Origin of the sequence: Streptomyces sp. B1I3 (assembly GCF_030816615.1) — a bacterium.
GTDB lineage: Bacteria > Actinomycetota > Actinomycetes > Streptomycetales > Streptomycetaceae > Streptomyces.
Map to the genome: position 1 here is coordinate 1,473,035 of NZ_JAUSYD010000001.1, position 21,303 is coordinate 1,494,337.

General features: G+C 71.8%; 20 protein-coding genes. 8 read left to right on the forward strand and 12 right to left on the reverse strand.

Annotation, left to right across the window (positions count from 1 at the left end):
- Positions 1-201: 201 nt before the first annotated feature.
- From QFZ58_RS06910 to QFZ58_RS06920, 3 genes are all read left to right on the forward strand, one after another.
- Entirely contained in the window at positions 202-1,698 is a 1,497-nt protein-coding gene (locus QFZ58_RS06910) for a bifunctional phosphatase PAP2/diacylglycerol kinase family protein (RefSeq protein WP_307124024.1), read from the forward strand.
- Positions 1,699-1,825: 127 nt separating this feature from the next.
- The gene (locus tag QFZ58_RS06915; protein ID WP_307124025.1) at positions 1,826-2,635 is read left to right on the forward strand and encodes a methyltransferase domain-containing protein; all 810 of its coding nucleotides are present in this window, start codon (positions 1,826-1,828) and stop codon (positions 2,633-2,635) included.
- 67 nt (positions 2,636-2,702) lie between these two features.
- Positions 2,703-3,056: a VOC family protein gene (locus tag QFZ58_RS06920; RefSeq protein ID WP_307124026.1), complete on the forward strand. Its 354-nt coding sequence runs from the start codon at positions 2,703-2,705 to the stop codon at positions 3,054-3,056.
- Positions 3,057-3,224: 168 nt separating this feature from the next.
- On the opposite strand, the gene QFZ58_RS06925 is transcribed toward QFZ58_RS06920, so the two are convergent.
- Positions 3,225-4,142, reverse strand: coding sequence for an arginase family protein (locus QFZ58_RS06925; RefSeq protein ID WP_307124027.1), 918 nt, complete (start codon positions 4,140-4,142; stop codon positions 3,225-3,227).
- A 64-nt stretch (positions 4,143-4,206) separates the two neighbouring features.
- Here QFZ58_RS06925 and QFZ58_RS06930 point away from each other — a divergent pair, with 64 nt between their 5' ends.
- Positions 4,207-4,560: a DUF6204 family protein gene (locus tag QFZ58_RS06930; RefSeq protein ID WP_307128789.1), complete on the forward strand. Its 354-nt coding sequence runs from the start codon at positions 4,207-4,209 to the stop codon at positions 4,558-4,560.
- A 208-nt stretch (positions 4,561-4,768) separates the two neighbouring features.
- Here QFZ58_RS06930 and QFZ58_RS06935 read toward each other — a convergent pair whose 3' ends face one another.
- The 3 genes from QFZ58_RS06935 to QFZ58_RS06945 are packed head-to-tail and all read right to left on the reverse strand — an operon-like array spanning position 4,769 to position 6,820.
- Positions 4,769-4,936, reverse strand: coding sequence for a hypothetical protein (locus QFZ58_RS06935; protein ID WP_307124028.1), 168 nt, complete (start codon positions 4,934-4,936; stop codon positions 4,769-4,771).
- Positions 4,933-5,583 (reverse strand): response regulator transcription factor, encoded by a 651-nt coding sequence (locus QFZ58_RS06940; RefSeq protein ID WP_307124029.1) that lies wholly within the window; start codon positions 5,581-5,583, stop codon positions 4,933-4,935. The genes QFZ58_RS06935 and QFZ58_RS06940 overlap by 4 nt, the downstream gene beginning before the upstream one ends.
- A gap of 1 nt (position 5,584) precedes the next feature.
- The gene (locus QFZ58_RS06945; RefSeq protein WP_307124030.1) at positions 5,585-6,820 is read right to left on the reverse strand and encodes a sensor histidine kinase; all 1,236 of its coding nucleotides are present in this window, start codon (positions 6,818-6,820) and stop codon (positions 5,585-5,587) included.
- Between the two features lie 83 nt (positions 6,821-6,903).
- Between QFZ58_RS06945 and QFZ58_RS06950 the strand changes: the two genes are divergently transcribed.
- Complete coding sequence (locus QFZ58_RS06950; protein WP_307124031.1) at positions 6,904-7,869, forward strand: ABC transporter ATP-binding protein; 966 nt, start codon at positions 6,904-6,906, stop codon at positions 7,867-7,869.
- 2 nt (positions 7,870-7,871) lie between these two features.
- Complete coding sequence (locus tag QFZ58_RS06955) at positions 7,872-8,621, forward strand: ABC transporter permease (RefSeq protein WP_307124032.1); 750 nt, start codon at positions 7,872-7,874, stop codon at positions 8,619-8,621.
- Between the two features lie 90 nt (positions 8,622-8,711).
- Here QFZ58_RS06955 and QFZ58_RS06960 read toward each other — a convergent pair whose 3' ends face one another.
- Positions 8,712-8,954, reverse strand: a complete 243-nt coding sequence (locus QFZ58_RS06960) for a hypothetical protein (protein ID WP_307124033.1) — start codon at positions 8,952-8,954, stop codon at positions 8,712-8,714.
- Positions 8,955-9,396: 442 nt separating this feature from the next.
- Between QFZ58_RS06960 and QFZ58_RS06965 the strand changes: the two genes are divergently transcribed.
- On the forward strand, positions 9,397-10,896 hold the full coding sequence (locus tag QFZ58_RS06965) for a cryptochrome/photolyase family protein (RefSeq protein ID WP_307124034.1): 1,500 nt from the start codon (positions 9,397-9,399) through the stop codon (positions 10,894-10,896).
- A 114-nt stretch (positions 10,897-11,010) separates the two neighbouring features.
- Here the strand turns inward: QFZ58_RS06965 and QFZ58_RS06970 are convergent, their stop codons facing one another.
- Positions 11,011-11,400 (reverse strand): thiol-disulfide oxidoreductase DCC family protein, encoded by a 390-nt coding sequence (locus QFZ58_RS06970; protein ID WP_307124035.1) that lies wholly within the window; start codon positions 11,398-11,400, stop codon positions 11,011-11,013.
- A 284-nt stretch (positions 11,401-11,684) separates the two neighbouring features.
- Here QFZ58_RS06970 and QFZ58_RS06975 point away from each other — a divergent pair, with 284 nt between their 5' ends.
- Positions 11,685-12,866, forward strand: coding sequence for a spore photoproduct lyase family protein (locus QFZ58_RS06975; protein ID WP_373428528.1), 1,182 nt, complete (start codon positions 11,685-11,687; stop codon positions 12,864-12,866).
- Between the two features lie 167 nt (positions 12,867-13,033).
- Here the strand turns inward: QFZ58_RS06975 and QFZ58_RS06980 are convergent, their stop codons facing one another.
- The 6 genes from QFZ58_RS06980 to QFZ58_RS07005 form a co-directional block, all read right to left on the reverse strand.
- Positions 13,034-14,863, reverse strand: a complete 1,830-nt coding sequence (locus tag QFZ58_RS06980) for a CocE/NonD family hydrolase (RefSeq protein ID WP_307124037.1) — start codon at positions 14,861-14,863, stop codon at positions 13,034-13,036.
- A gap of 83 nt (positions 14,864-14,946) precedes the next feature.
- Positions 14,947-15,891: an LD-carboxypeptidase gene (locus tag QFZ58_RS06985; protein ID WP_307124038.1), complete on the reverse strand. Its 945-nt coding sequence runs from the start codon at positions 15,889-15,891 to the stop codon at positions 14,947-14,949.
- Positions 15,888-17,888 carry a prolyl oligopeptidase family serine peptidase gene (locus QFZ58_RS06990; protein WP_307124039.1) on the reverse strand — a complete coding sequence of 667 codons (2,001 nt, stop codon included), beginning with the start codon at positions 17,886-17,888 and terminating at the stop codon, positions 15,888-15,890. The genes QFZ58_RS06985 and QFZ58_RS06990 overlap by 4 nt, the downstream gene beginning before the upstream one ends.
- 18 nt (positions 17,889-17,906) lie before the next feature.
- On the reverse strand, positions 17,907-19,250 hold the full coding sequence (locus QFZ58_RS06995; protein ID WP_307124040.1) for a M20/M25/M40 family metallo-hydrolase: 1,344 nt from the start codon (positions 19,248-19,250) through the stop codon (positions 17,907-17,909).
- Positions 19,243-20,076 carry a M55 family metallopeptidase gene (locus QFZ58_RS07000; RefSeq protein ID WP_307124041.1) on the reverse strand — a complete coding sequence of 278 codons (834 nt, stop codon included), beginning with the start codon at positions 20,074-20,076 and terminating at the stop codon, positions 19,243-19,245. Before QFZ58_RS07000 ends, QFZ58_RS06995 begins: the two co-directional genes overlap by 8 nt.
- A 199-nt stretch (positions 20,077-20,275) precedes the next feature.
- A complete protein-coding gene (locus tag QFZ58_RS07005) occupies positions 20,276-21,277 on the reverse strand; it encodes an aldo/keto reductase (protein WP_307124042.1) in 1,002 nt (333 codons plus the stop codon).
- Positions 21,278-21,303 lie beyond the last annotated feature (26 nt).

The window sequence follows — 21,303 nt, forward strand, 5'->3', positions numbered from 1 at the left end:
GTGTTCGACACTCCGGCCAATGACCGGAATAACGAACGCAGGCTAGCGGCAGGGAACTTGTCCGGGCAACGTACGCGACGCGGCGATGGGGTAGGGCACAGGAGTGATTCGCCGTATGTGTACCGATATATTTGGATTACTCCGTGGTGCGATGGGCGCGCCTCCTGATTCGCCGCCCGGCGCCAGGGTATTCGCTGTCCCATGCCCACACCGAGCAGTCCTCCCTCGCCGCGCCGCTGGCGCGGCTGGCTCCACGAGCGCGATCTGGCCGCCTTCCGGAGCGTGGCCGAGAGACATTGGCCCGGCGCCGAACCCGTCCTGCCCCGGCTGAGCCGCAGCGCCAATCACGGGCTGCTGTGGTTCGGGGCCGCCGCGGGCATGGCGGCGCTGGGCACCAGCGCGCGGTCCCGCCGGGCGGCGCTGCGCGGGGTCGCCTCGCTGGCCGTCGCCTCCGCCGCGATCAACACGGTGGGCAAGGGGGCGGTACGCAGGGAGCGCCCGATCCTGGACATGGTTCCGGTGATACGGCAGCTGAAGCGGCAGCCGTTCACCACGTCCTTCCCGTCGGGGCACGCCGCGTCGGCGGCCGCGTTCGCGACGGGTGTCGCCCTCGAGTCGAAGGGCTGGGGTGCGGTCGTGGCGCCGGTGGCGGCGGCCGTGGCCGCGTCCCGCGTCTACACCGGCGTCCACTATCCGAGCGACGTACTGGCCGGCGCGGTGCTGGGCGTGGGGGCGGCGTTCGCGCTGCGGGGCGTCGTACCGACCCGTGGACAGCTGCCGGCCCCGGGCCGGCCGCCCGGTGAGGCCCCGGCCCTGCCCGCCGGGCAGGGCCTGGCGGTGGTCGTCAACCGGGAGTCGGGCTCGGCGCCCGCGGCGGCGGCCCTCATCCGGGACGTGCTGCCCCTGGCCGAGGTGACGGTGTGCGCCCCGGCCGAACTGCCGGAGTGCCTGGAGCAGGCGGCGGGCCGGAGCGAGGCGCTCGGTGTCTGCGGGGGTGACGGCACCGTCAACATGGCGGCGGCCGTGGCGGCGACGCACGGCCTGCCGCTCGCCGTCTTCCCCGGCGGGACCCTCAACCACTTCGCGTACGACCTCGGCATCGAGACGGTGCACGACACCGCGGCGGCACTCGCCTCGGGGGACGCGGTCCGGGCCGACCTGGGCCGCTTCCGGCCGGGACCGCAGGGGCCGGACGGGGCGCCCGGTTACTTCCTCAACGCCTTCAGCCTCGGGGTGTACCCGGAGCTGGTACGAACCCGGGAGCACTGGGCACCCAGGATCGGCGGCTGGCCCGCAGGGGTCCTGGCCGCAGCCGAGGCCCTGCGCGGCGCCCGCCCCCTGACCGCCGAACTCCAAGGCAGGAAAAGGCCGTTGTGGCTGCTCTTCGTGGGCAACGGGCTGTTCCGGCGCGTCGGCCCGGCCCCCGGCCGCCGGCACAACCTGGCGGACGGACTGCTGGACGTACGGGTGGTGCACGGCGGCCGGACGCCGGGACTGCGCCTCCTGGCGGCAGCCGTCGCCGGGCCGCTGACCCGTTCACCGGTGCACGCCGCGGTACGGCGGCGCAGGGTGCGGATCTCCGGCCTCGCACCGGGCACCCCCTACGCGTACGACGGTGAAGTGGCGCACTCGCACGGCGAGTTGCTGGTCGACAAACTGCCGGAGGCGCTCACGGTCTACTGCCCCATGCACTTCTGAGCCCACCGGGCCGACATACCGAACAGCGAGACGTGCCGAATAGTGAGACGTCCATCTCAAGATACGACATGGCGGCGTACTGTCGTTCCACCGCTTGCGACTGAAGTCCGAGAGAGGACGTACGGCCATGCCTGAGGAAACCGCCGTCTACACCCATGGGCACCACGAATCGGTGCTGCGTTCCCACCAGTGGCGGACCGCCGCCAATTCGGCTGCCTACCTGGTCGCCGAACTCCGCCCGGGTCAGGCGGTCCTGGACGTCGGCTGCGGGCCCGGCACCATCACGGCCGACATCGCAGGACTCGTCGCACCGGGCCGGGTGACCGCCGTGGACACCGGCCGCGGCATCCTGGACAAGGCGGCCTCGGTGGCGGCCGGACGCGGCCTGGACAACGTCGAGTTCGCCACCGGAGACGTCCACGCACTGGACTTCCCCGACGACTCCTTCGACGTGGTGCACGCCCATCAGGTGCTGCAGCACGTGGGCGACCCCGTGCAGGCGCTGCGCGAGATGCGGCGGGTATGCCGGCCCGGCGGCATCGTGGCCGCGCGCGACAGCGACTACGCGGCGATGACGTGGTACCCGGCCACGGCGGGAATGACGCGATGGCAGGAGCTGTACGGCCGGGTGGCCCGCGCCAACGGCGGTGAGCCCGACGCCGGGCGCCGGCTGCTGTCCTGGGCCCGCCGGGCCGGGTTCACCGACATCACCCCGACCGCCGCGGCCTGGTGTTTCGCCACCCCGGAGGACCGTGCCTGGTGGAGCGGCCTGTGGGCGGACCGTACGACGGCCTCGGCGTACGCGAAGCTGGCGGTGGACGGCGGGCATGCGAGCCCCGGGCAGCTGACGGAGATCGCGGACGCCTGGCGCGCGTGGGGCGAGGAGGCCGACGGGTGGTTCATGGTGCCGCACGGAGAGGTGCTCTGCCGGGCATGACGCCCGGTGGGTGGCCGGGCCGGGGAATCGATCACATCCCCGGGGGCCGCCAACTACCCTGATGGGCATGGACATCCTGGGAACCACGCTGCGCATCTGCGTAGACGACCTGGAGGCCTCGGTGGCCTTCTACGAGGGCCTGACCAGCACTCCGGCGCAGCGCTTCGAGCGCGGCGGGGTCTCGGTCGCCGCGATCGGCTGCTTTCTGCTGATGAGCGGCCCGGAGACGGAGCTGGAGATCTTGCGGAAGGTCACCGCGACGATCGCCGTCAAGGACGTCGACGAGGCCCATGCTGCACTGACGAGGGTGGGCGCGAGGATCGTCGCCGGTCCGGTGCCGACCCCGGCAGGCCGCAACCTGATCGCCCTGCACCCGGACGGCTCCGTGTTCGAGTACGTCGACCGGAACGCGCACGCCTGAACCGTTCAGCTGCTCGACGTCATGGAAGTCCCCGGTCGGCACCTCCGCGCAGTTCCGCAGGACGAAGCCGGTCTGCTCGGGGTCGTGGACCGGTGCGTCAGGCATGCGCCGGCGCAGCGGCCACGAGCGTCGTCTTCCCGCTGCGGGAGGCACAGTTGACCCGGATGATCACCGGGGCGACTTCTCCGGCTCCGGTCCGGTGAGGGCGGCGACGACCAGGTCGGCGAGCAGGGCGCCGGCACTGCCGTCGGGGTCCAGGTCGGGGTCGTAGATCGTGACGTTGAGCCCCGCGCAGTGCGGCGAGCGGACCAGGGTGCGCAGCAGCGGTTCGAGTTCCTCCGGGAGCAGCCCGCCGTCGTCGGGGCTGTCGACGGCGGGCATGACGCCCGGGTCGAGCGCATCGGCGTCGAGGTGCACCCAGAAGCCGTCCAGGGCCTGGACCTCCAGCGTCCGGACCACGGCGCGGGCGATGTCGTCGGCGCCCCGCTCCCTGATCTCCCCGACCGTCGCATGCGTGATCTTCAGCGCGGTCAGCTCGGCACGGTCCTCGTCCCCGTCGCGCATACCGAGGAGCCGGATGTCCTCGTCCCTGAGGTAGGGCCCGAGCCCTTCCAGGTCGGCGAGGTCCGCCTGGCCGCGCCCGGTGGCGAGGGCGAGCTCCTCACCGGCGGCGGCGCCGATCCGGGTGCTGTTGCCGGGGTGCCGGAAGTCCGCCGAGCCGTCGATCGCGGCGAGCCCGTAGCGTCCGATGCGGCGCAGGGCGAGGGTGGCGCCGAGCTGGATGGAGCAGTCGCCCCCGAGGACGAGCGGGAATGCGCCGGCCTTGACGTGGCCCTCGATACGGTCGGCGAGAGTGCGGGTGTAACGGGCGAGCGCGGCGGCGTTGAAGACCCCGTCGCCCTCCTGCCAGTCACCGCGGTCATAGCGCGGAGGGACGACGACACCGCCCTCGAACGCCCCGAGGCGCTGCACGATCCGCTGCTCGCGCAGCGCACCGGCCAGTTTGCAGCAACCGGGCACGGTGCCGGGGGCCGGGGGCCTCAGCCCCAGGTTGGACGGGGCGTCGAGGACCACGATATTCCGCATGCGCGCCATCCTTGCCGTCGTACCCTTCGTCTTCAACGGGTGTCGAGCAGAGGACGGCAGGACGATGGGCACGCAGCACACGTACCGGGTGATCGTGCGGGGAACCTGGGAGGGGCTGCCGGAGAGCGACCGCTTCCGGTTGCTGGCGGAGGTGGAGGAGCACGGCCTCGCGGCCATGCGCTTCACCGAGGAGGGTTCGCTCACCTACGACGCCGCGCTGAAGCACTTCAGTTTCCGGTACGTGGTGACCTCGGACGCCGAGGACGGCGACGAGATGGCGGCGGCGATCGCCGAGGACCGCGCGCAGACGACGCTGCGGGAACGGGGCCTCGGTCACGGCGAGCTGCGCTCCACCGTCACGGACCTGGACACGATGAAGATCAACTACAAGGGGCGGCGGGGGCCGGGCGCGGTGTGACGGCGCACAGGAGGCTGCTGTCGCCGGACGGCGGGCCGCCGAAGGGCAGGCTCCACCAAGAGCCGGCCCACCCGTCGTCCGCGGTCCACGTCACCCCCTCACCATGTGGGCCGTCCACCGCTTCCCGAACCCGCGCTTCGTTGTCACAGCCGTTGCCTCTGCGTCAGACGATCGGGCGTCAGACCATCGGGCGTCAGACCACCGGGCGTCAGACCACCGGGGCGAAGAAGAAGGTGTCGCGGCTGCGGAACGTCCCGTTCTCGGAGAACGTGAAGAAGTCGGCGAAGCGCAGTGACACCTGCCGCTCGTCCTGCAGCGTTCCCTCGAACGTGCCGTACACCGCCGCAGCGTCCTCGTGCACCAGCACGGCCCTCACCGGACCTCCAGGAAGCCCGACTCGTACGCGATCACCACGGCCTGGGTGCGGTCCCGGGCACCCAGTTTGGCGAGGGTGCTGCTGACGTGGGTCTTGACCGTCTGCACCCCCAGACACAGCTCCGCCGCGATCTCCGCGTTCGACATCCCCTGCCCCATCAGGCGCAGCACCTCGGCCTCTCGTTCAGTGAACTGCACGTGGCCCAGCGCGCTCTTGGAGGCCCTCTTGAGCCTCCCCGAGACCAGGCCGCGGATGGCGGTGGGAAAGAGCACCGAGTCCCCCGTGGCCACGGTGTGCACCGCCTGGACGATCTCGGCCGGCCGGGAGCGCTTGAGCAGAAATCCCGAAGCCCCCTCCCGCAGCGCTTCGTAGACGTAGTCGTCGCGCTCGAAGGTGGTGATCATCAGGACGCGCGGCGGATCCGGGACGGTCGCCATCAGTTCGCGGGTGGCGGTGATGCCGTCGACCCGGGGCATCCGGACATCCATGATCACCACGTCCGGCCGCAGTTCCAGCACCTTGGCGACGACCTCGGAACCGTCGGACGCCTCGCCGACGACGGTGATCCCGTCGCTGTTGCCGAGGATGGCGGACATTCCGGTCCGCACGAGTTCTTCGTCGTCGACGAGCAGGACAGAGATGGTCATGTCAGGATCCCAATCGTAGGGGCAGGGAGGCGCTGACGATCCAGCGCCCCGACTCGGCTCCGGCAGCGGCATTGCCGCCCAGGAGTGCGGCTCTCTCCCGCAGGCTGCGCAGGCCCTTCCCCGTACCTGACGTCTGCCCGGCTGTCTCCACCAGCGTATTCGCCACGGAAAGCTCCAACTGTTCCTCCCTTATCTCCAGAACGACGTCCACGGCCGACCCGGGGGCGTGCTTCATGGCGTTGGTCAGCGACTCCTGAAGGATGCGGTACGCCTCGCGGGTGACCACGCCCGGCACCCCCTCGAAGCTCGCGGCCGCGCGGCACGTGACGATCACCCCCGCCGCGCGGCTCGCCTCCAGCAGTGGGCCGATGTCCGCCAGCGTAGGAGCCGCCGTATGGGCGGTGCCGCCCTCCTCCTGCTCCTTCAGATAGCCCAGCGTGCGCTCCAGGTCCTCCAGGGCGCGCCGGCCGACCTCCTCGATGGCGGTCAGCGCGCGGACCGCGAAGTCCTTGTTCACATCGATCAGTTCGCGAGCGGCGCTGGCCTGGAGGACGGTCGCCGTGAGGGCGTGGCCGATGGAGTCGTGCAGTTCGCCGGCGAGCCGGTTGCGGGCCAGCAGGTCGTCCGCCCGGCGCTCCGCATCCGCGAGCCGTTCCGCGGCGGACGGCCCCAGCAACCTCTTGGCGAACGCGAGTTGCAGCTTCCCGGCGCCGACGAGGACGGCACCGAGGAGCAGCAGCAGGGGTGGGACGAACACCAGGTACCAGATGTGCTCGCGGCCCCCCGGAATGTCGAGTCCCAGGACCCGGCGGGTCTGCTCGGCCGCGGGTACGGTCGCCACGGTCCCGGTCACCGACAGCAGCTGGGCGAGAACGCTCACGACGAGGAGCCCCCACCACACCCGAGCGACGAGCCACACACTGGTGCGCCAGCGTGCGGCGAAACCCTTCCCCCCAGCCAGGCTGATCTCGTTCTCGTCCGTCGGCGCGAGCAGTTGCCGGGCCTGGATCCCCTCCGCGCGCCGCACACCCGGCAGCATCCCGAGGAGCAGCAGGACGGGCAGGGGGACGAGCGCCGAGGCGATGAGGGTCCGTGGGAGGGACGGCGAGAAGCCGGGATAGATCAGCACGCACACCGGTCCCACGGCCGCGCCGATGAGCAGATGCAGGCCTCGGGTGTAGGTACGCCCCTTGGCCATGACGGAGAGATGCGTGGTCAACGGTGGCCTGACAGCCATCTCGGGTTCCTCCCTCCCCGGAGGGAGGAGATTCCCGCCCCCGGGGGATCCGCTGCGCGCGGTGAAACGATTGACTCAGGGACATGAAGAGCGACAAGGAATCCACGAACAATACGGGAGCCGGACCCGCCATCGACGTGACAGGTCTGGTCAAGACCTACGGTGACAAGACCGTGGTGAACGGTCTGACCTTCCAGGTACAGGCCGGAGTGGTCACCGGTTTCCTCGGCCCCAACGGTGCCGGGAAGTCGACGACCATGCGGATGATGCTCGGTCTCGACCGACCGACCGAAGGCCGGGTGCTCATCTCGGGCCGGGCCTACGAAGACCTGGGCGAACCGCTGCGGCACGTCGGTGCCCTGCTGGACGCGGGAGCCGTCCACCCCGGCCGGACCGCTCGCGATCACCTGCTCTGCATCGCCCGCGCCAACCGCATCCCCGACTCCCGGGTCGAGGAGGTGCTGGAGCAGGTCGGCATGACGGCCACGGCCAAGCGGCGCATCGGTGGTTTCTCCCTGGGCATGCGCCAGCGTCTGGGCATCGCCGCAGCGCTGCTCGGCGACCCGCAGGTGCTGATTCTGGACGAGCCGGTGAACGGCCTCGACCCCGAGGGCATCCGCTGGCTGCGGCACTTCCTGAAGGACCTGACGGCGCAGGGCCGGGCGGTGTTCATCTCCAGCCACCTGATGACCGAGATGGCGCTGCTCGCCGACCGCCTGATCATCATCGGCAAGGGCAGCCTGCTGGCCGACGTCTCCATGGCCAAGTTCGCCGAGGAGTACGGACGCAGCCGGGTACGGGTGAGGTCCACCGAGCCGGTGCGGCTGCAGGCGGCCCTGGTACGCAAGGGCCTGCGCGTGGAGTCCGTCGCCGACCACAGCCTGGAGGTGTACGCGGTCGGAGCCGACGAGGTCGGCCGGATCGCCGCTCACGAAGGAACCCCCGTCCTGGAGTTGTCGCAGGTCGAGGACTCATTGGAAGACGCTTTCATGCGCATGACCGCCGACTCGGTGGAATACGCGGCACGACCCCTGGGAGAGGTGGCCTGAACATGTCCGTCAACGCAGTTCTCTACTCGGAGTGGACGAAGATCCGCTCGGTTCGTTCGGTCGCCTGGGCCCTGCCCCTGTCCGCCGTCCTCCTCATCGGCATCGGCGCAGGCGTGTGCGGCTCGGTCGGCGCCGCCGAGTCCGACGCCGAGAGCTTCGACCCGGTCCAGCTCGGCTTCTACGGTCTCTTCTTCGCTCATGTCGTCGTGATCGCCTTCGCGGTCCTGGTGGTGGGCAACGAGTACAACACCGGTGCCATCCGCACATCCCTGGCCACCGTGCCCCGGCGCGGTCTCTTCTACGGCGCCAAGCTGACCACCGCGGCGGCCCTGGCCCTCGTGGCAGGAGCGGTCGCCTCGGCCGGCACCTTCTTCGCCTCGCAGAGCTTGCTGGGCGAACACGGTGTCGCGTTCGGTGACGAAGGCACCGTCCGCGCGGTCATCTCCGGCGCCCTCTACTTCCCGCTCCTGGCCATCATGTGCATGGGCATCACCGCGATGCTCCGCAGCCAGATGCTCTCCATGGGCCTCCTGGTGCCGGTGCTCTTCCTCGTCTCCCCCGTCCTGGCCGAGATCCCGGGCCTGCGCGAACTGGCCTGGTACCTGCCGGACCGCGCCGGCCAGTACGCCCTGCGGGTCAACCTCGACCCGGCCGCTCCGTACAGCCCGGTGACCGGCCTGCTGATCCTGGCGCTCTGGGCGGCCGCGGGGGCGGTGGGCGGCTGGCTCGTGCTCCGCAAGCGCGACGCGTGAGCGCGGGCAGGCAACCGAGCAGCAGCTCCGGGAGGCCGCTGGATACAGCGGGAGGGGACGGCGGAACCACCTGCCCTCCCCTTCCGTCGTTCACGGCTCCCGGGCGTGGAGCCGTGTGAGCGGCAGGAACGCGTATCCGTCACCGGCCTCCGCCGGGGGTTCCAGCAGTTGCCGGTCGACCAGCTGCTCCAGCTCCTCCTCGGCCTCCCATGCCCCGCGGCGCAGGACCACGGCCGCCTCACGCGCCGTGAACGCCCGGACGGCGCCTCGTGCCAGAACACGCAGCGTCTCCCGCAGGGCCGGCCCCGGGCCGTCGTGCGCGAGGGGACCCAACTGGACCAGCCGAACTCCATGATGTCGACCCGGCTGCCGTCGTCCACCGGGAGTTCGTAGGCGGCGCCGCGCCGCAAGACGGCCATGCCGAGCAGCACTCCTTCCCCGGCGCACCGGTCGGCCGTCGCTATGCGTTCGGCGATCGAACCGGATACCTGCAACTCGATGTCCGCGCGGGTTGACGTTCCACCGTCTTCCTGCGGGCGGACCCGCTGCCCGCCGTCCCGGCGGGATCCGGCGCGCCCCCCTCTTCCGGCTGGCCCGCTTCCCCCGCCCCGCGCCGCCGCGGCAGCCCTCGACAGCCGGTTTCGCGAGCGCCCTGGTGGCCGCCGTCCCCGCACGGGTGCCCGGGCGGGCCGTCCGGACCCTCCTGTCGATCGCTCGTGGGGTGGCACCGCCGGGTCGGGCGCTTTCGCGGCACGGACCGAGGAGGGTGAGCCGCATGACGCACTGGCTTTTCGGCGACCAGCTCGGACCACACTTTCTGCCGTCGGACGACGCCGGCCCCGGCGATGACACGCCGCTGCTGATGATCGAGGCGCTGTCCGTGTTCCGGCGGCGCCGCTTCCACCGTGCCAAGGCCCATCTGGTCCTGTCGGCCATGCGGCACCGTGCGGCCGAGCTGGGCGACCGGATCACGTACGTCAAGGCGGACACCTACCGGCAGGGGCTCGCGCGAGCGGTCGGCGACTCCGCCGTCAGCGTGCATCACCCGACGTCCCGCGCGGCCCTGCGGTTCGTCCGCTCCCTGCCGCAGGTGACGGTGGGCCCGGCGCGCGGCTTCCTCGTCCGGACGACGGATTTCACGGCGTGGGCCGACGGGCAGGGCGGCGAGCGGCTGCGGCAGGAGGACTTCTACCGGTGGGTGCGGCACGGGCACGATCTGCTGATGGAGGGCGACCGGCCCGCCGGTGGCCGGTGGAACCTCGACCACGACAACCGGCAGTCGCCGCCCCGCAAAGAAGCCACATTGCCGGTGCCCGGCCCCTACCGTCCCCGTGAGGACGCGATCGACGACGAGGTACGGCGGGATCTGGACCGCTGGGAGAAGGACGGCAGCGTCTCCTTCGTCGGCCGGGACGGGCCCCGCCTGTTTCCGGCCACGCGCACGGAGGCCCGTCGCGCTCTGGAGCGTTTCGTCGAACAGCGGCTGCGCACCTTCGGTCCGTACGAGGACGCCATGCTCGCCGCCGACCCCGTGATGAGCCACAGCCTGCTGTCCTCCTCGCTCAACCTCGGCCTCCTCGATCCGGCGGAGTGCGTCGAGCGGGCCGAGACGGCCTGGCGGGAGGGCCGGGCTCCACTCAACAGCGTCGAGGGCTTCGTCCGTCAGGTCGCCGGCTGGCGTGAGTACGTGTGGCAGCTCTACTGGTACTTCGGCGAGGACTACCGGCACTCCAACGTCCTGGGTCACACCGCCCCCCTGCCCGGATGGTGGAACGACCTGGAGGCGGACGACGTACGGGCACGCTGCCTGGCCACGGTCCTGGCCCAGGTGCGCGACACCGGATGGACCCATCACATCCCCAGGCTGATGGTGCTGGGGAACTACGCGCTGCAGCGCGGATGGGACCCCGCGGAGCTCACGGACTGGTTCCACCGGTGCTTCGTCGACGGCTACGACTGGGTGATGCTGCCCAATGTCGTCGGCATGTCCCAGTACGCGGACGGCGGCCGGATGACCACGAAGCCGTACTCGTCCGGGGGCGCCTACATCAACCGGATGAGCGACATGTGCGGGCCCTGCGTCTACCGCCCCACCGATCGGGTCGGCGAACACGCCTGCCCCTACACGGCCGGTTACTGGGCCTTCATGGACCGGCACCGGGCCCGTCTGGAGCACAACCACCGCACGGGGCAGGCGGTGCGGGGCCTGGACCGGCTGAACGATCTGGCCGACGTACTCGCCCAGGAACGGACGCGCGGTGAGGGGCCGCCCTGACGAGGCCGTCCGCCGGCCTGCGCGTGGGCTCGCCGGCGCCAGGGTTCCGGGCCGGGAGCCTGTGCCGGCACACGATCGGCGTCGGTTCGGCCAGGGGCGGCGCCGAGCTCGCGATCACGCCTTCCTCGGGTCGCGGGCGGGCAGCGCACACGCCGCCGTGCCCCCGGGAAGACGATGCCGGTTGTCCGCCACGAGCCGGTACACACCGTGGGCCACCCATCTCAGCGGCGCCAGGGTGAGCAGGGCCCCCAGCACCGGCCATCCCGCCCGCGAACGGAGAAGGAGCTTGGCGACGGCCTCGGATCCGCCGTACACCGGCCCGGCCGGGGTCACCCACAGCACCTCGTGCTCAGCACGCTGCTGCGTCGTACCGAGCGCTTCCAGATCCGCCCACTGCCAGGGGACGGTCACGCAGCGTGGACCGAGGAGTCGCTGCACGACCTTCACCGAGGTGGTGCAGAAGCCGCAGTCCCCGTCGTAGACGAGCACGGGTCGAGTCCGCACGGTCACCTCCCACGCCGGTACCGGAAGCTCATGCAGTCGACGCTACCTCGGCCCGGACCCCAGGCGTGCCGGGCCGGGCCGGCAGCCGGGGCCCTCCCGGGTCGTGCCCCGCCCCCGCGCGCGACGACGGGCCGCGCCCCGGACGACCGGTCCTCATTCGCCGGTCCTCCGCCGTGCGTGCCTATGGTGGAGGGGGCCGCCTGCCGCCGGAGCGCGCTTCGCAGCGGCGGGCCCCGCGTGGCCCTCGTACCGTCGGCCGCCGAACGACAGATCCCGGAGCAGCTATGGACACCCCTCAGCGACACGGCGTGGTTCAGGATCCCGACGCACTGTTCGACCTCGGGGAACTCCGCACCGGACCGGAGGTGCGACGGGCTGCCGGACCGCTCGTCCGTGACTCGGAGCAAGCTCGCCGCATGCTGTCGGTGCGGGAGATCCATGCCGAGCCCGGGGCGGCGGCCTCACCGCGGGGCAGGCAGATCCTCGCGAGGTTCCCGGACGCCGTTGTCCTGCCCACCAGCTCGCACTGGCGCATCCCGGCCCTGCACGGCAACCAGGGCAACGCCGAACGCTGGGTGAGGATCAAGAGCACGGTCCTGGTGCTCGGTGAGAAGAAGACCCTCACCGTCCGGCCCAACGGCCGGTCGGCCGACTGGATCGCTCCGGGAGCCGCCAACGGTTGTGCCATGGCCTGCGCCTACTGCTACGTCCCGCGGCGCAAGGGCTACGCGAATCCGATCACCGTCTTCACCAACGTCGACCGCATCATCGCCCGGCTGGCACGCCACGTCGCCGGCCAGGGACGCAAGAGCGAACCGAACCAGTGCGACCCGAGCGCCTGGGTCTACGACGTGGGAGAGAACAACGACTGCTCGGTCGACGCGCTGATCAGTGAGAACACCGCTGACCTGGTGCACGCCTTCGCCCGGTGGCCCACGGCCAAGGCGTCGTTCGCGACCAAGTTCGTCAATCCCGACCTCCTGCTGCTCGATCCCCGTGGCCGGACCCGGATCCGGTTCTCCCTGATGCCGCCGGACGACTCGCGGCTGCTGGACATCCGTACCAGCCCGGTCGAGAGCCGCATCGCGGCGGCAGCGGACTTCGTCGAGGCCGGGTACGAGGTCCACTTCAACCTCTCCCCCGTCGTCATCAGGCCCGGCTGGGAGCAGGCGTGGTCACTGCTCCTGCAGCACATGGACGACGTCCTGCCCCTCGCGGTCAAGGAGCAGGCGGCGGCCGAGGTCATCATGCTGACGCACAACCGCGACCTGCACGACGTCAACATGGCCTGGCACCCGCGCGCGGAGGACGCGATCTGGCGACCCGACATCCAGCAGGCCAAACGCTCGGAGAACGGCAGCTGGAACGTGCGGTACCGCAATGCCACCAAGGCCGCGGCGGTGGAGACCGTGCGCGACCTGGTGCGCACCCACGCCCCGTGGCTTCCGATCCGTTACGCGTTCTGACCCCCGGCCGCGACGGACGGCCGCCGACGGGACCGCCGGAGGTCCCCGGCCGGGCGGCGAACTGGAGAGGAACATCAGCCGGCACCACCCGGCCGGACCGCAGCGCGCCTGCGTGTGAGCCGGCCGGGAGCCCGGGCCGTCCGGGGCACTTCCGCCGGAGCCGGCCGTCAGCCGACCACCGGCAGCTCCAGGACCCCCGTGTCCTGCGGTGCGCTGACGACCGTGACCGGTTTGATGCCCCGGTTGCCGAAGTACGCCGTGTCGCCGGCGGCGATGACGAACTTCAGCCGGTGGCCCGCCTCGTACCGGTGCACGATGCCCGGGAGTTCCACCGTGAACGGGCGGGTCACGTCCGGGACGCGCACCGGCGCCACCAGGCGGTTCACCAGCTTCTGGGTGCCGTCGGGCGCCACGTCGTACACCTTGGCGAACAGAACCAGCTTGTCCGCGGCGTCACCGCTGTTCTGGACCCGTTCCGTCTTCGGCGAGACGACCTCCAGGGTGGCCTTCGGCGCGCCGACGACGTCCAGCGGTGCGGCGAGCGGGGCACTGGTCCAGCCGAGGTAGGTGCCCGCGGTGTCGTACGGTGCGGGGTCCGGGATTCCGATGAGTCCGGCCAGCGAGCTCTCGGAATGGCTGGTCGGCAGCAGCCAGTTGGTGTACTGGCGGCTGCCACGGACGACCTTCGACCGGCTGTCCACCAGGGCACCGTCCCCGGAGAGGTACATCGTCCGCGAGAGGCCCGGCACGGCGGCTGCCGTGCCGTAGCCGCTCGTCCAGTCGCGGTAGTAGGCGAAGGCGGGCCCGGTGTCGGCGTCCTGGTCGTGGTGGAGGTAGCGGTCGAACCAGCCGAGGATCCGCTGTCCGACGTAGCTGGTCTCCAGATTGCCCGTGGCGAGGTCCAGTTCGCCCGCCACCTGGCCGCCGCTGTGGCCCCACGCCTGCCAGATCATCTTCGTCGTGGTGCCCTGGGCCTCGAGCGCCCGGTAGGTGGCGGTGGCCTCGTTGAGGTTGAAGAGGCTGTCGGCCTGGCCCTGGACGAGCAGGGTGGGCGCGGTGACGCCGGGCAGGTACGAGGCGGGCGAGACGCTGCGCGCGTACGTCAGCATCGCGTCGGTCCTGTCGGCCGGATAGCGGCCGGAGTTCAGGAGGCGGATGGTGTCGCAGGCCCGGGGGGCGAAGTGCAGGCAGGTGAGGCTGCCGAAGCGGGACGGGTCGAGGCTCGGCACCAGGAGCGGCTGGCCCTCGCCCATCAGGTAGAAGCCGTTGGTCCACTGCCACTTGAAGACACCGGGGGTGTCCGAGGAGACGCCCCGGGACGCCCCGGCCGCATTGGGGGCGAGCGAGTACGCCAGGTCGTTCCAGGTGATCAGCGGGACGAGTGCGTCGACCCGGTGGTCGACGGAAGCGGTGGCGAGCTGGACGGCACCGCCGTACGAGCCGCCGATCATGCCGACCCTGGGGTCCCCCGGGCCGTCGTCCGTCACGTAGTCGGCTTCGGTGCCGTCGTCGGCGGCGCGTGTCCCGGCGAGGAAGTCGACGAGCCCGGAGGCGGCCTTGCCGTCGATCGCCGGGTCGTCGAGCGTGATGAGGCAGCCGGAGCCACCGAACCCCAGGCCGGAGTAGACGAGGCTCACGTAGCCCCGGGAGGCGAAGGCCTTGCCGATGGCGTCGGTGGAGCCGTCGGACTTGCTGCCGCCGAAGCCGTTGGTCGCGAGGACCGCGGGGGCGGGGTGCTGGGCGTCGACGCCGGACGGGCGGTAGAGATCCGCGTCGACGGTGCAGGACCGGTCACCCGCGCGCACGGTGAACTTCAGCGGTGTGACGGTGTATTCGGAAGCGGCCGACGCGTGGGTGGCTCCCAGCAGGGCGAGGGGGGCCGTGAGCGCCGCCCCCGCGAGGAAGGTGAGTGGACGGCGGAACCTGGAGACAGCGCGCGACACGTGGACCTCCGTACCGAGGAACCTTACCGACTGGTAAGTACCGGGCTGGACCATGGTGTGACACACGTCATACCGCTGTCAACGCACGTGTCCAGCGTTTCTGACGGCTGAGCAGTCCGGCGGCGGGGCGCGGCGCTTCAGACCAGTGCGGGCACCTCGACGGTCAGTGTGCAACGACCGCCGTCCGCCGGTGCGTCCAGCACCGCCGGCACGCCCAGCGGGACGGTCAGCGCCGTGGGGCAGTGGCCGAAACCCAGCTCTTCGACGACCGGAACACCGAGTCCGCCGAGCCGGTCGGCGAGCACGGCCCGCACCTGCTCGTACGGTCCGCACTGCTCCCACGAGCCGCAGACGACCCCGGATATCCCCTCGAACGCCCCGCTGCGCAGCAGCCGGGTGAGAACACCATCGAGCCGGTACGGATCCTCCATGATGTCCTCGATCATCAGCAGCCCACCCTGCGCACGGGTGCGCGCCTGCGGGGTTCCCGCGTCGGCGGCGAGCAGGCTCACGCAGCCCCCGTAGGTGATCCCCCGGGCCGTGCCGGGCACCAGGGCGGCCGCCGTTCCCAGACCGAGCACGCGCACCGTCTCGGGCTCGAACAGGGTGGAGCGCAGGGCTTCCTGGGTGACGGCGTCCTTGAGGAACACCTCGGCCGCGACCATGGGCCCGTGCAGTGTCGAGAATCCGGCCCGCAGTGCGAACGCCTCGTGCAGCACGGTGATGTCGCTGTACCCGACGAACACCTTGGGGCCGGCCTCCCGTATCGCCGGCCAGTCCAGGAGGTCGACCATGCGATGTGCGCCGTAACCGCCCCGGGCGCACAGCACGGCGTCCACCGACGGGTCGCACCAGGCGTCCTGAAGGTCCCGGGCACGGGCCTCGTCCGTACCGGCGAGGTGGTCCAGCGCCGGGTGGGTGTCCAGGACATGGGCGCCCACCACCGGGTCGAGGTCCCAGCCGCGCAGCAGGTCGAGGCCCCTCGCCAGGCGGTCGGGAGGGACGGGACCGCTGGGCGCGACGACCGCGACCCGGGCGCCGGGCCGCAGCCGGGCCGGCCGGGCGAGGGGGCGGAGGCTCACTTCGTCAGCTCCAGTCGTGGCACGTCGGGGCGGTCGAGGCGGAACGTCTGGGAGTAGAGCGAGAGTTCGGCCTCCAGCGCCCGCCTCAGGGTATCCGCGCGGCGGAAGCCGTGGCTCTCGCCCTCGAAGGCCAGGTACGCGTGCGGAATGCCGCGGCCCTCGACCGCCGCGATGAACCGTTCGCACTGGGCGGGTGGGCAGATCGGGTCGTCCAGCCCCTGGAGCAGGACGAACGGCGCCGTCAACCGGTCGGCGTGGTTGACGGGCGAGCGCTCCCGGTAGCGCTCGGGCACCTCGGCGAACGGGCCGACGAGCGACTCGAGGTACCGGGACTCGAAGTCGTGCGTCTCACCGGTCGCCCACCCCTCCAGGTCGAGGATCGGATAGCTGATCGCCCCGCAGGCGTACACGTCCGTCGTCGTCAGGGAGGCGGCGGCGGTCCACCCGCCGGCGCTGCCGCCCCGGACGGCCAGCCGGTCACGGTCGGCCGACCCCTCGGCGGCCAGCGCCAGGGCGACGGCCGCGCAGTCCTCCACGTCGACGACGCCCCACTGTCCGCGGAGCCGTTCGCGGTAGGCACGGCCGTAGCCGGTGGAGCCGCCGTGGTCGACCTCGACGACGCCGATGCCGCGTGAGGTGAAGTAGGCGATCTCCAGGTCGAGTACGAGCGGGGATCGCCCGGTGGGCCCGCCGTGCACCCAGACGGCGTAGGGCGGCAGCTCGTCGTCGGGCCCGGTGCGGTCGGGGTGGTGCGGCGGATACACGTGCGCGTGGATGTCGCGGCCGCCGGGCCCGGTGAAGGTGCGGATCCGCGGCTCGGGGTAGTAGGCCGGGTCGACGGCGTCCCGGTGGGGTACGCCGATGGCCCGGGTGTGGCCCGTCGCGGTGTCCAGCTCCACCACCTCGTAGGAGGTGCGGGGGCTCGCGGCGATGCCGAAGACCCTGGTGTCCTGCACGGCCAGTGTCTCGGCCCACGCCGTCCAGGGGCCGACGGCGTCGACGAGTTCGCCGGTCTCGGGGTCGAGCACCCCCAACGCGGTGGTGCCCCGGCCGTGGACGACGGCGATCAGGCCGTTGCCGAGGAGGTGGAACCAGCGCTGGCCGATCTTCCAGAGCGGTCCGCCGAACTCCTCGCCCCGGCCGGAACAGAGCCGGCTGCTGGGGACGACCGCGCCGGCGACGGCGTCGGGCCTGATGCGATGCAGCTCCCACCAGCCACCGATGTCGGAGACGAACACCAGAGAGCCGTCCCCGTCCCACTCCACCTGGACGACCGATTCGTCGGTGCCGCCCACGAGTGGCCGCACAGCGGTGAAGGAGCCTTCCCCGGTCACCTCGGCGATCATCACGACGGTTCCGTCCCACGGCATCCGCGGATGGTCCCACGCGATCCAGGCGGCCCTGCGGCCGTCGTGGGAGAGCCTGGGGCCGGTGACGAACCGGTGCCGGTCGTCGCTGAGTTCGCGTACGGCGCCGCGGTCGCCGGCCGCCGAGCCGTCCAGCGGAACCGCTGCGATCACCCGTCGCACATCGGTGGGTGACTCGCCGGTGAACTCCTCCAGGACGCACCAGACCTCGTCCCGTCCGGGCGGCAGTTGCGGATCGACCCACCGCAGGCCGCCGCCGGTGCCGGACAGCGGGGTGAGCGGCCATGGCGCCTCCGGCCCGTCGGGGGCGTAGGCGTAGAGGCGCTGGTCGGCGTGGTGCACGAACACGACCAGCGGCCCGCCCTCCTCGCGCGCCCGGGCGGCCCACGGCACTCCGCCGTACTCGATCACACGGCTGCGGGGGTTCCACGGCTCGGGGAGGACGGAGTCGATGGTGCCGTCGGCCCGGCGGCGCACCAGGGCGCGGCGGCCGCCCTCGGCGGGTCGCGGTTCCGTCCACCACACCTCGTCGCCGACACTGCCGACGAACTCGGGCCGCCCGTCGTGTGCGGCGGCGAGTGCCGCGTCGATCGGTGACGGCCACGTTCCGTACGCCGCTGTGGTCACCATGGTCGATCCCCCCGTCGGTCAGGCGCTGCGCAGGAAGTGGTCCAGGACCCGGACGCCGAAGTGCAGGGCGTCGACGGGGACCCGCTCGTCGACACCGTGGAACAGCGCCTGGTAGTCGAAGCCGACGGGCAGCTTCAGAGGGGAGAAGCCGTAACCGGTGATGCCGAGGCGGGAGAACTGCTTGGCGTCCGTGCCGCCCGACATGCAGTAGGGGACGACGTGGGCCCCCGGGTCGAACAACTCGACCGCGGCACGCATCTTCGCGTACGTCGGGGAGCCGACGGGTGCCTGCAGGGCCACTTCCCGGTGGTCGTACTCCCAGGTGACGCCGGGCCCGGTCAGCCGGTCCAGGGTCTCGCGGAACTCGTCCTCCCCGCCGGGGACCATGCGGCCGTCGATGCGGGCGGTGGCCCGGCCGGGGATGACGTTGACCTTGTAACCGGCTTCCAGCATCGTCGGGTTGGAGCTGTTGCGGACGGTCGGCTCGACGAGGGCGGCGGCGGGGCCGAGCTTGCCCAGCAGCTCGTCCACGTCGAATCCGGGTGCGTCGAGGTCGACGGGGATGTTGTGGAGCGCGGCGATCTCCGTGAGGGCGGCCCGTACGGTCGGGGTGAGGCGCACCGGCCACTCGTGCGCGCCGATCCGGGCGACGGCTGCGGCGAGCGCGCTGACGGCGTTGGCCCGGTTCACCTTCGAACCGTGCCCGGCCTTGCCCTCGGCGGTCAGTTTCAGCCAGCCCGTACCGCGTTCTCCCGCGGCGATGGGGTAGAGCGACATCCCGGGCCCGGCGTGGAAGGTGAAGGCCCCGGACTCGCTGATGCCCTCCGTGCACCCCTCGAAGAGCTCGGGGTGCACGTCGGCCAGGAAGCCGGAGCCGTCGTTCGCGCTGGCCTCCTCGTCGGCGGTGTAGGCGATGACGATGTCCCGGCGCGGACGGACACCGGCACGCGCCCATGCCCGGACGACGGCGAGGACCATGGCGTCCATGTTCTTCATGTCGACGGCGCCGCGCCCCCACACGACCCCGTCGCGCACCTCACCGGAGAACGGGTGCACCGTCCAGTCACCGGCCTCGGCGGGTACCACGTCGAGATGACCGTGTACGAGGAGCGCGTCGGCGGAGGGGTCGCTGCCCGGGATCCGGGCGACCACGTTCGTCCGCCCGGGGGTGCGCTCCAGGAGGGCCGGCTCGACTCCGGCGTCGGCCAGCCGTTCGGCGACGTACTCGGCGGCCGGGCGTTCCCGGCAGTCGCCGTCGCCCCGGTTGGTGGTGTCGATGCGGATCAGTTCGGAGGTGAACGTCACCGATTCGTCGAGCGCCCGGCCGTCGACCGGTCCGGACGGGTTGGTCACGTCAGCCATACTGCTCCTCCACGGCGGACGACACGATCGTCGTGACCGCCTTGAACGTGCGAATTCCGTCGTACATGTTCCCGCTGGTGTAGGCGACACGCCGCTCACCGGTCGGCGCCACGCCGGGTACGACCGTCGCGGCCGCGGCCAGATGCTCGGCGTCGAACTCCAGCTCCACAGTGAAGGAGTCTCCCACCACGGGCGTGCCGCGCACGGCGAGCGCGGTCGCCTCCTTGGCTGCGGCCCGGATGTCGGCGGCCGTCCGGGCCGGGGTGCGGCAGACCGCGGCGTAGCGCGAGACGTGGTCCTTCACGGCCACCTTGCGGGCGCCTGGCGCGTAGGTGTCGGCGTCCTTGCAGGTCAGGTCGTCGCCGGTGACCAGGACGACGGGCACGCCGTACTCCGCCGCCACATGGGCGTTCAGCAGACCCTCGCTCGCGCGGACGCCGTTCAGCCAGACGCCGGTGACGGAGTTGGCGAGGTAGGTGTGGGCGAGCACGCCCTCCGTACCGGCGCCGGTGTGGTAGCCGACGAAGGCGACGCCGTCGACGTCGCCGTGCTGGATGCCCTCGACCATGGAGAGGGACTTGTGCTTCCCGGTGAGCATCTGGACACGGTCGTCGAGTCGCTCCAGGAGCAGGTTGCGCATGCTCCAGTGGGCCTCGTTGACGAGCACCTCGTCGGCGCCCCCGTCGAAGAAGCCGAGTGCCGCCGCGTTCACGTCGGACGTGAACATGGAGCGGCACCGCTCCCACTGCGGGGTGCCGGGCAGCACGTCGGCCGGCCAGGTCACTCCGGTGGCGCCCTCCATGTCGGCGCTGACGAGGATCTTCACGGTGCGCGGTCCTGTCGCTGGTCGGTCGCTCCTCTTCCCGCGCCGCGGGAAGAGGATCTTCGTGCCGCCTCACCGTACGCGCCGCGACCGCGGCGGACCAGAGCTCCGGGCATCTGCCAACGGTCCAGTCCGGTGGTGCCGTCCGCCGCGGGGCCCCGGCCTGCGGCCGGCACCACCGCCGGCCGCCGCGGTCGCCGGATCAGGGGCGGCCGATGCCTTTCACGAGCTCCTCGATCCGGGCGAGCTCCTCCTGGCCGAACTCGAGGTTCGCGGCCGCCGCGACGCTGTTCTCCAGCTGGGCGACGCTGCTCGCGCCGACGACCGCGGAGGTGACCCGGCCGCCGCGCAGCACCCAGGCCAGCGCTATCTGGGCCAGCGACTGGCCGCGCTCCCGGGCCAGCTCGTTCAGCGCGCCCAGGCGGTCCACCAGTTCGGGGGTGACCGCGTCGGCGGACAGGAACGGGCTCGCGCCCGCCGCCCGGGACCCCTCCGGGATGCCCCCCAGATAGCGGTCGGAGAGGATGCCCTGCTCCAGCGGCGAATAGGCGATGGAACCCGTGCCCAGCTCGTCCAGGGTGTCCAGCAGGCCGTCCTCGACCCAGCGGTCCAGCATCGAGTAGCGCGGCTGGTGGATGAGGAGCGGGGTGCCCAGCTCGTTCAGGATCCGGGCGGCCTCGCGGGTCTGCTCGGCGGAGTAGTTGGAGATGCCGGCGTAGAGCGCCTTGCCCTGGCGCACCGCGGTGTCGAGCGCGCCCATCGTCTCCTCGAGCGGGGTGTCGGGGTCGAAGCGGTGCGAGTAGAAGATGTCGACGTAGTCGAGTCCCAGCCGGGTCAGGCTCTGGTCCAGGGACGAGCGCAGGTTCTTGCGGGACCCCCACTCGCCGTACGGGCCCTCCCACATGTGGTAGCCCGCCTTCGTGGAGATGACGATCTCGTCCCTGAGGTGGGCGAAGTCCGTCTTCAGGGCCCGGCCCATGGCGATCTCGGCGGAGCCGGGCGGCGGGCCGTAGTTGTTGGCCAGGTCGAAGTGGGTGATGCCCAGGTCGAAGGCCCTGCGCAGGATCGCGGCCTGGGTCTCGGGGGTCCGGTCGCCTCCGAAGTTGTGCCAGAGCCCGAGGGACAGCGCGGGAAGCAGCAGGCCGCTGCGTCCGGTGCGCCGGTAGGGCATGGCGGTGTAGCGGTCGGCGGACGGAAGGTACATGCGAGCACTCCGCGGGAGAGGTCCGG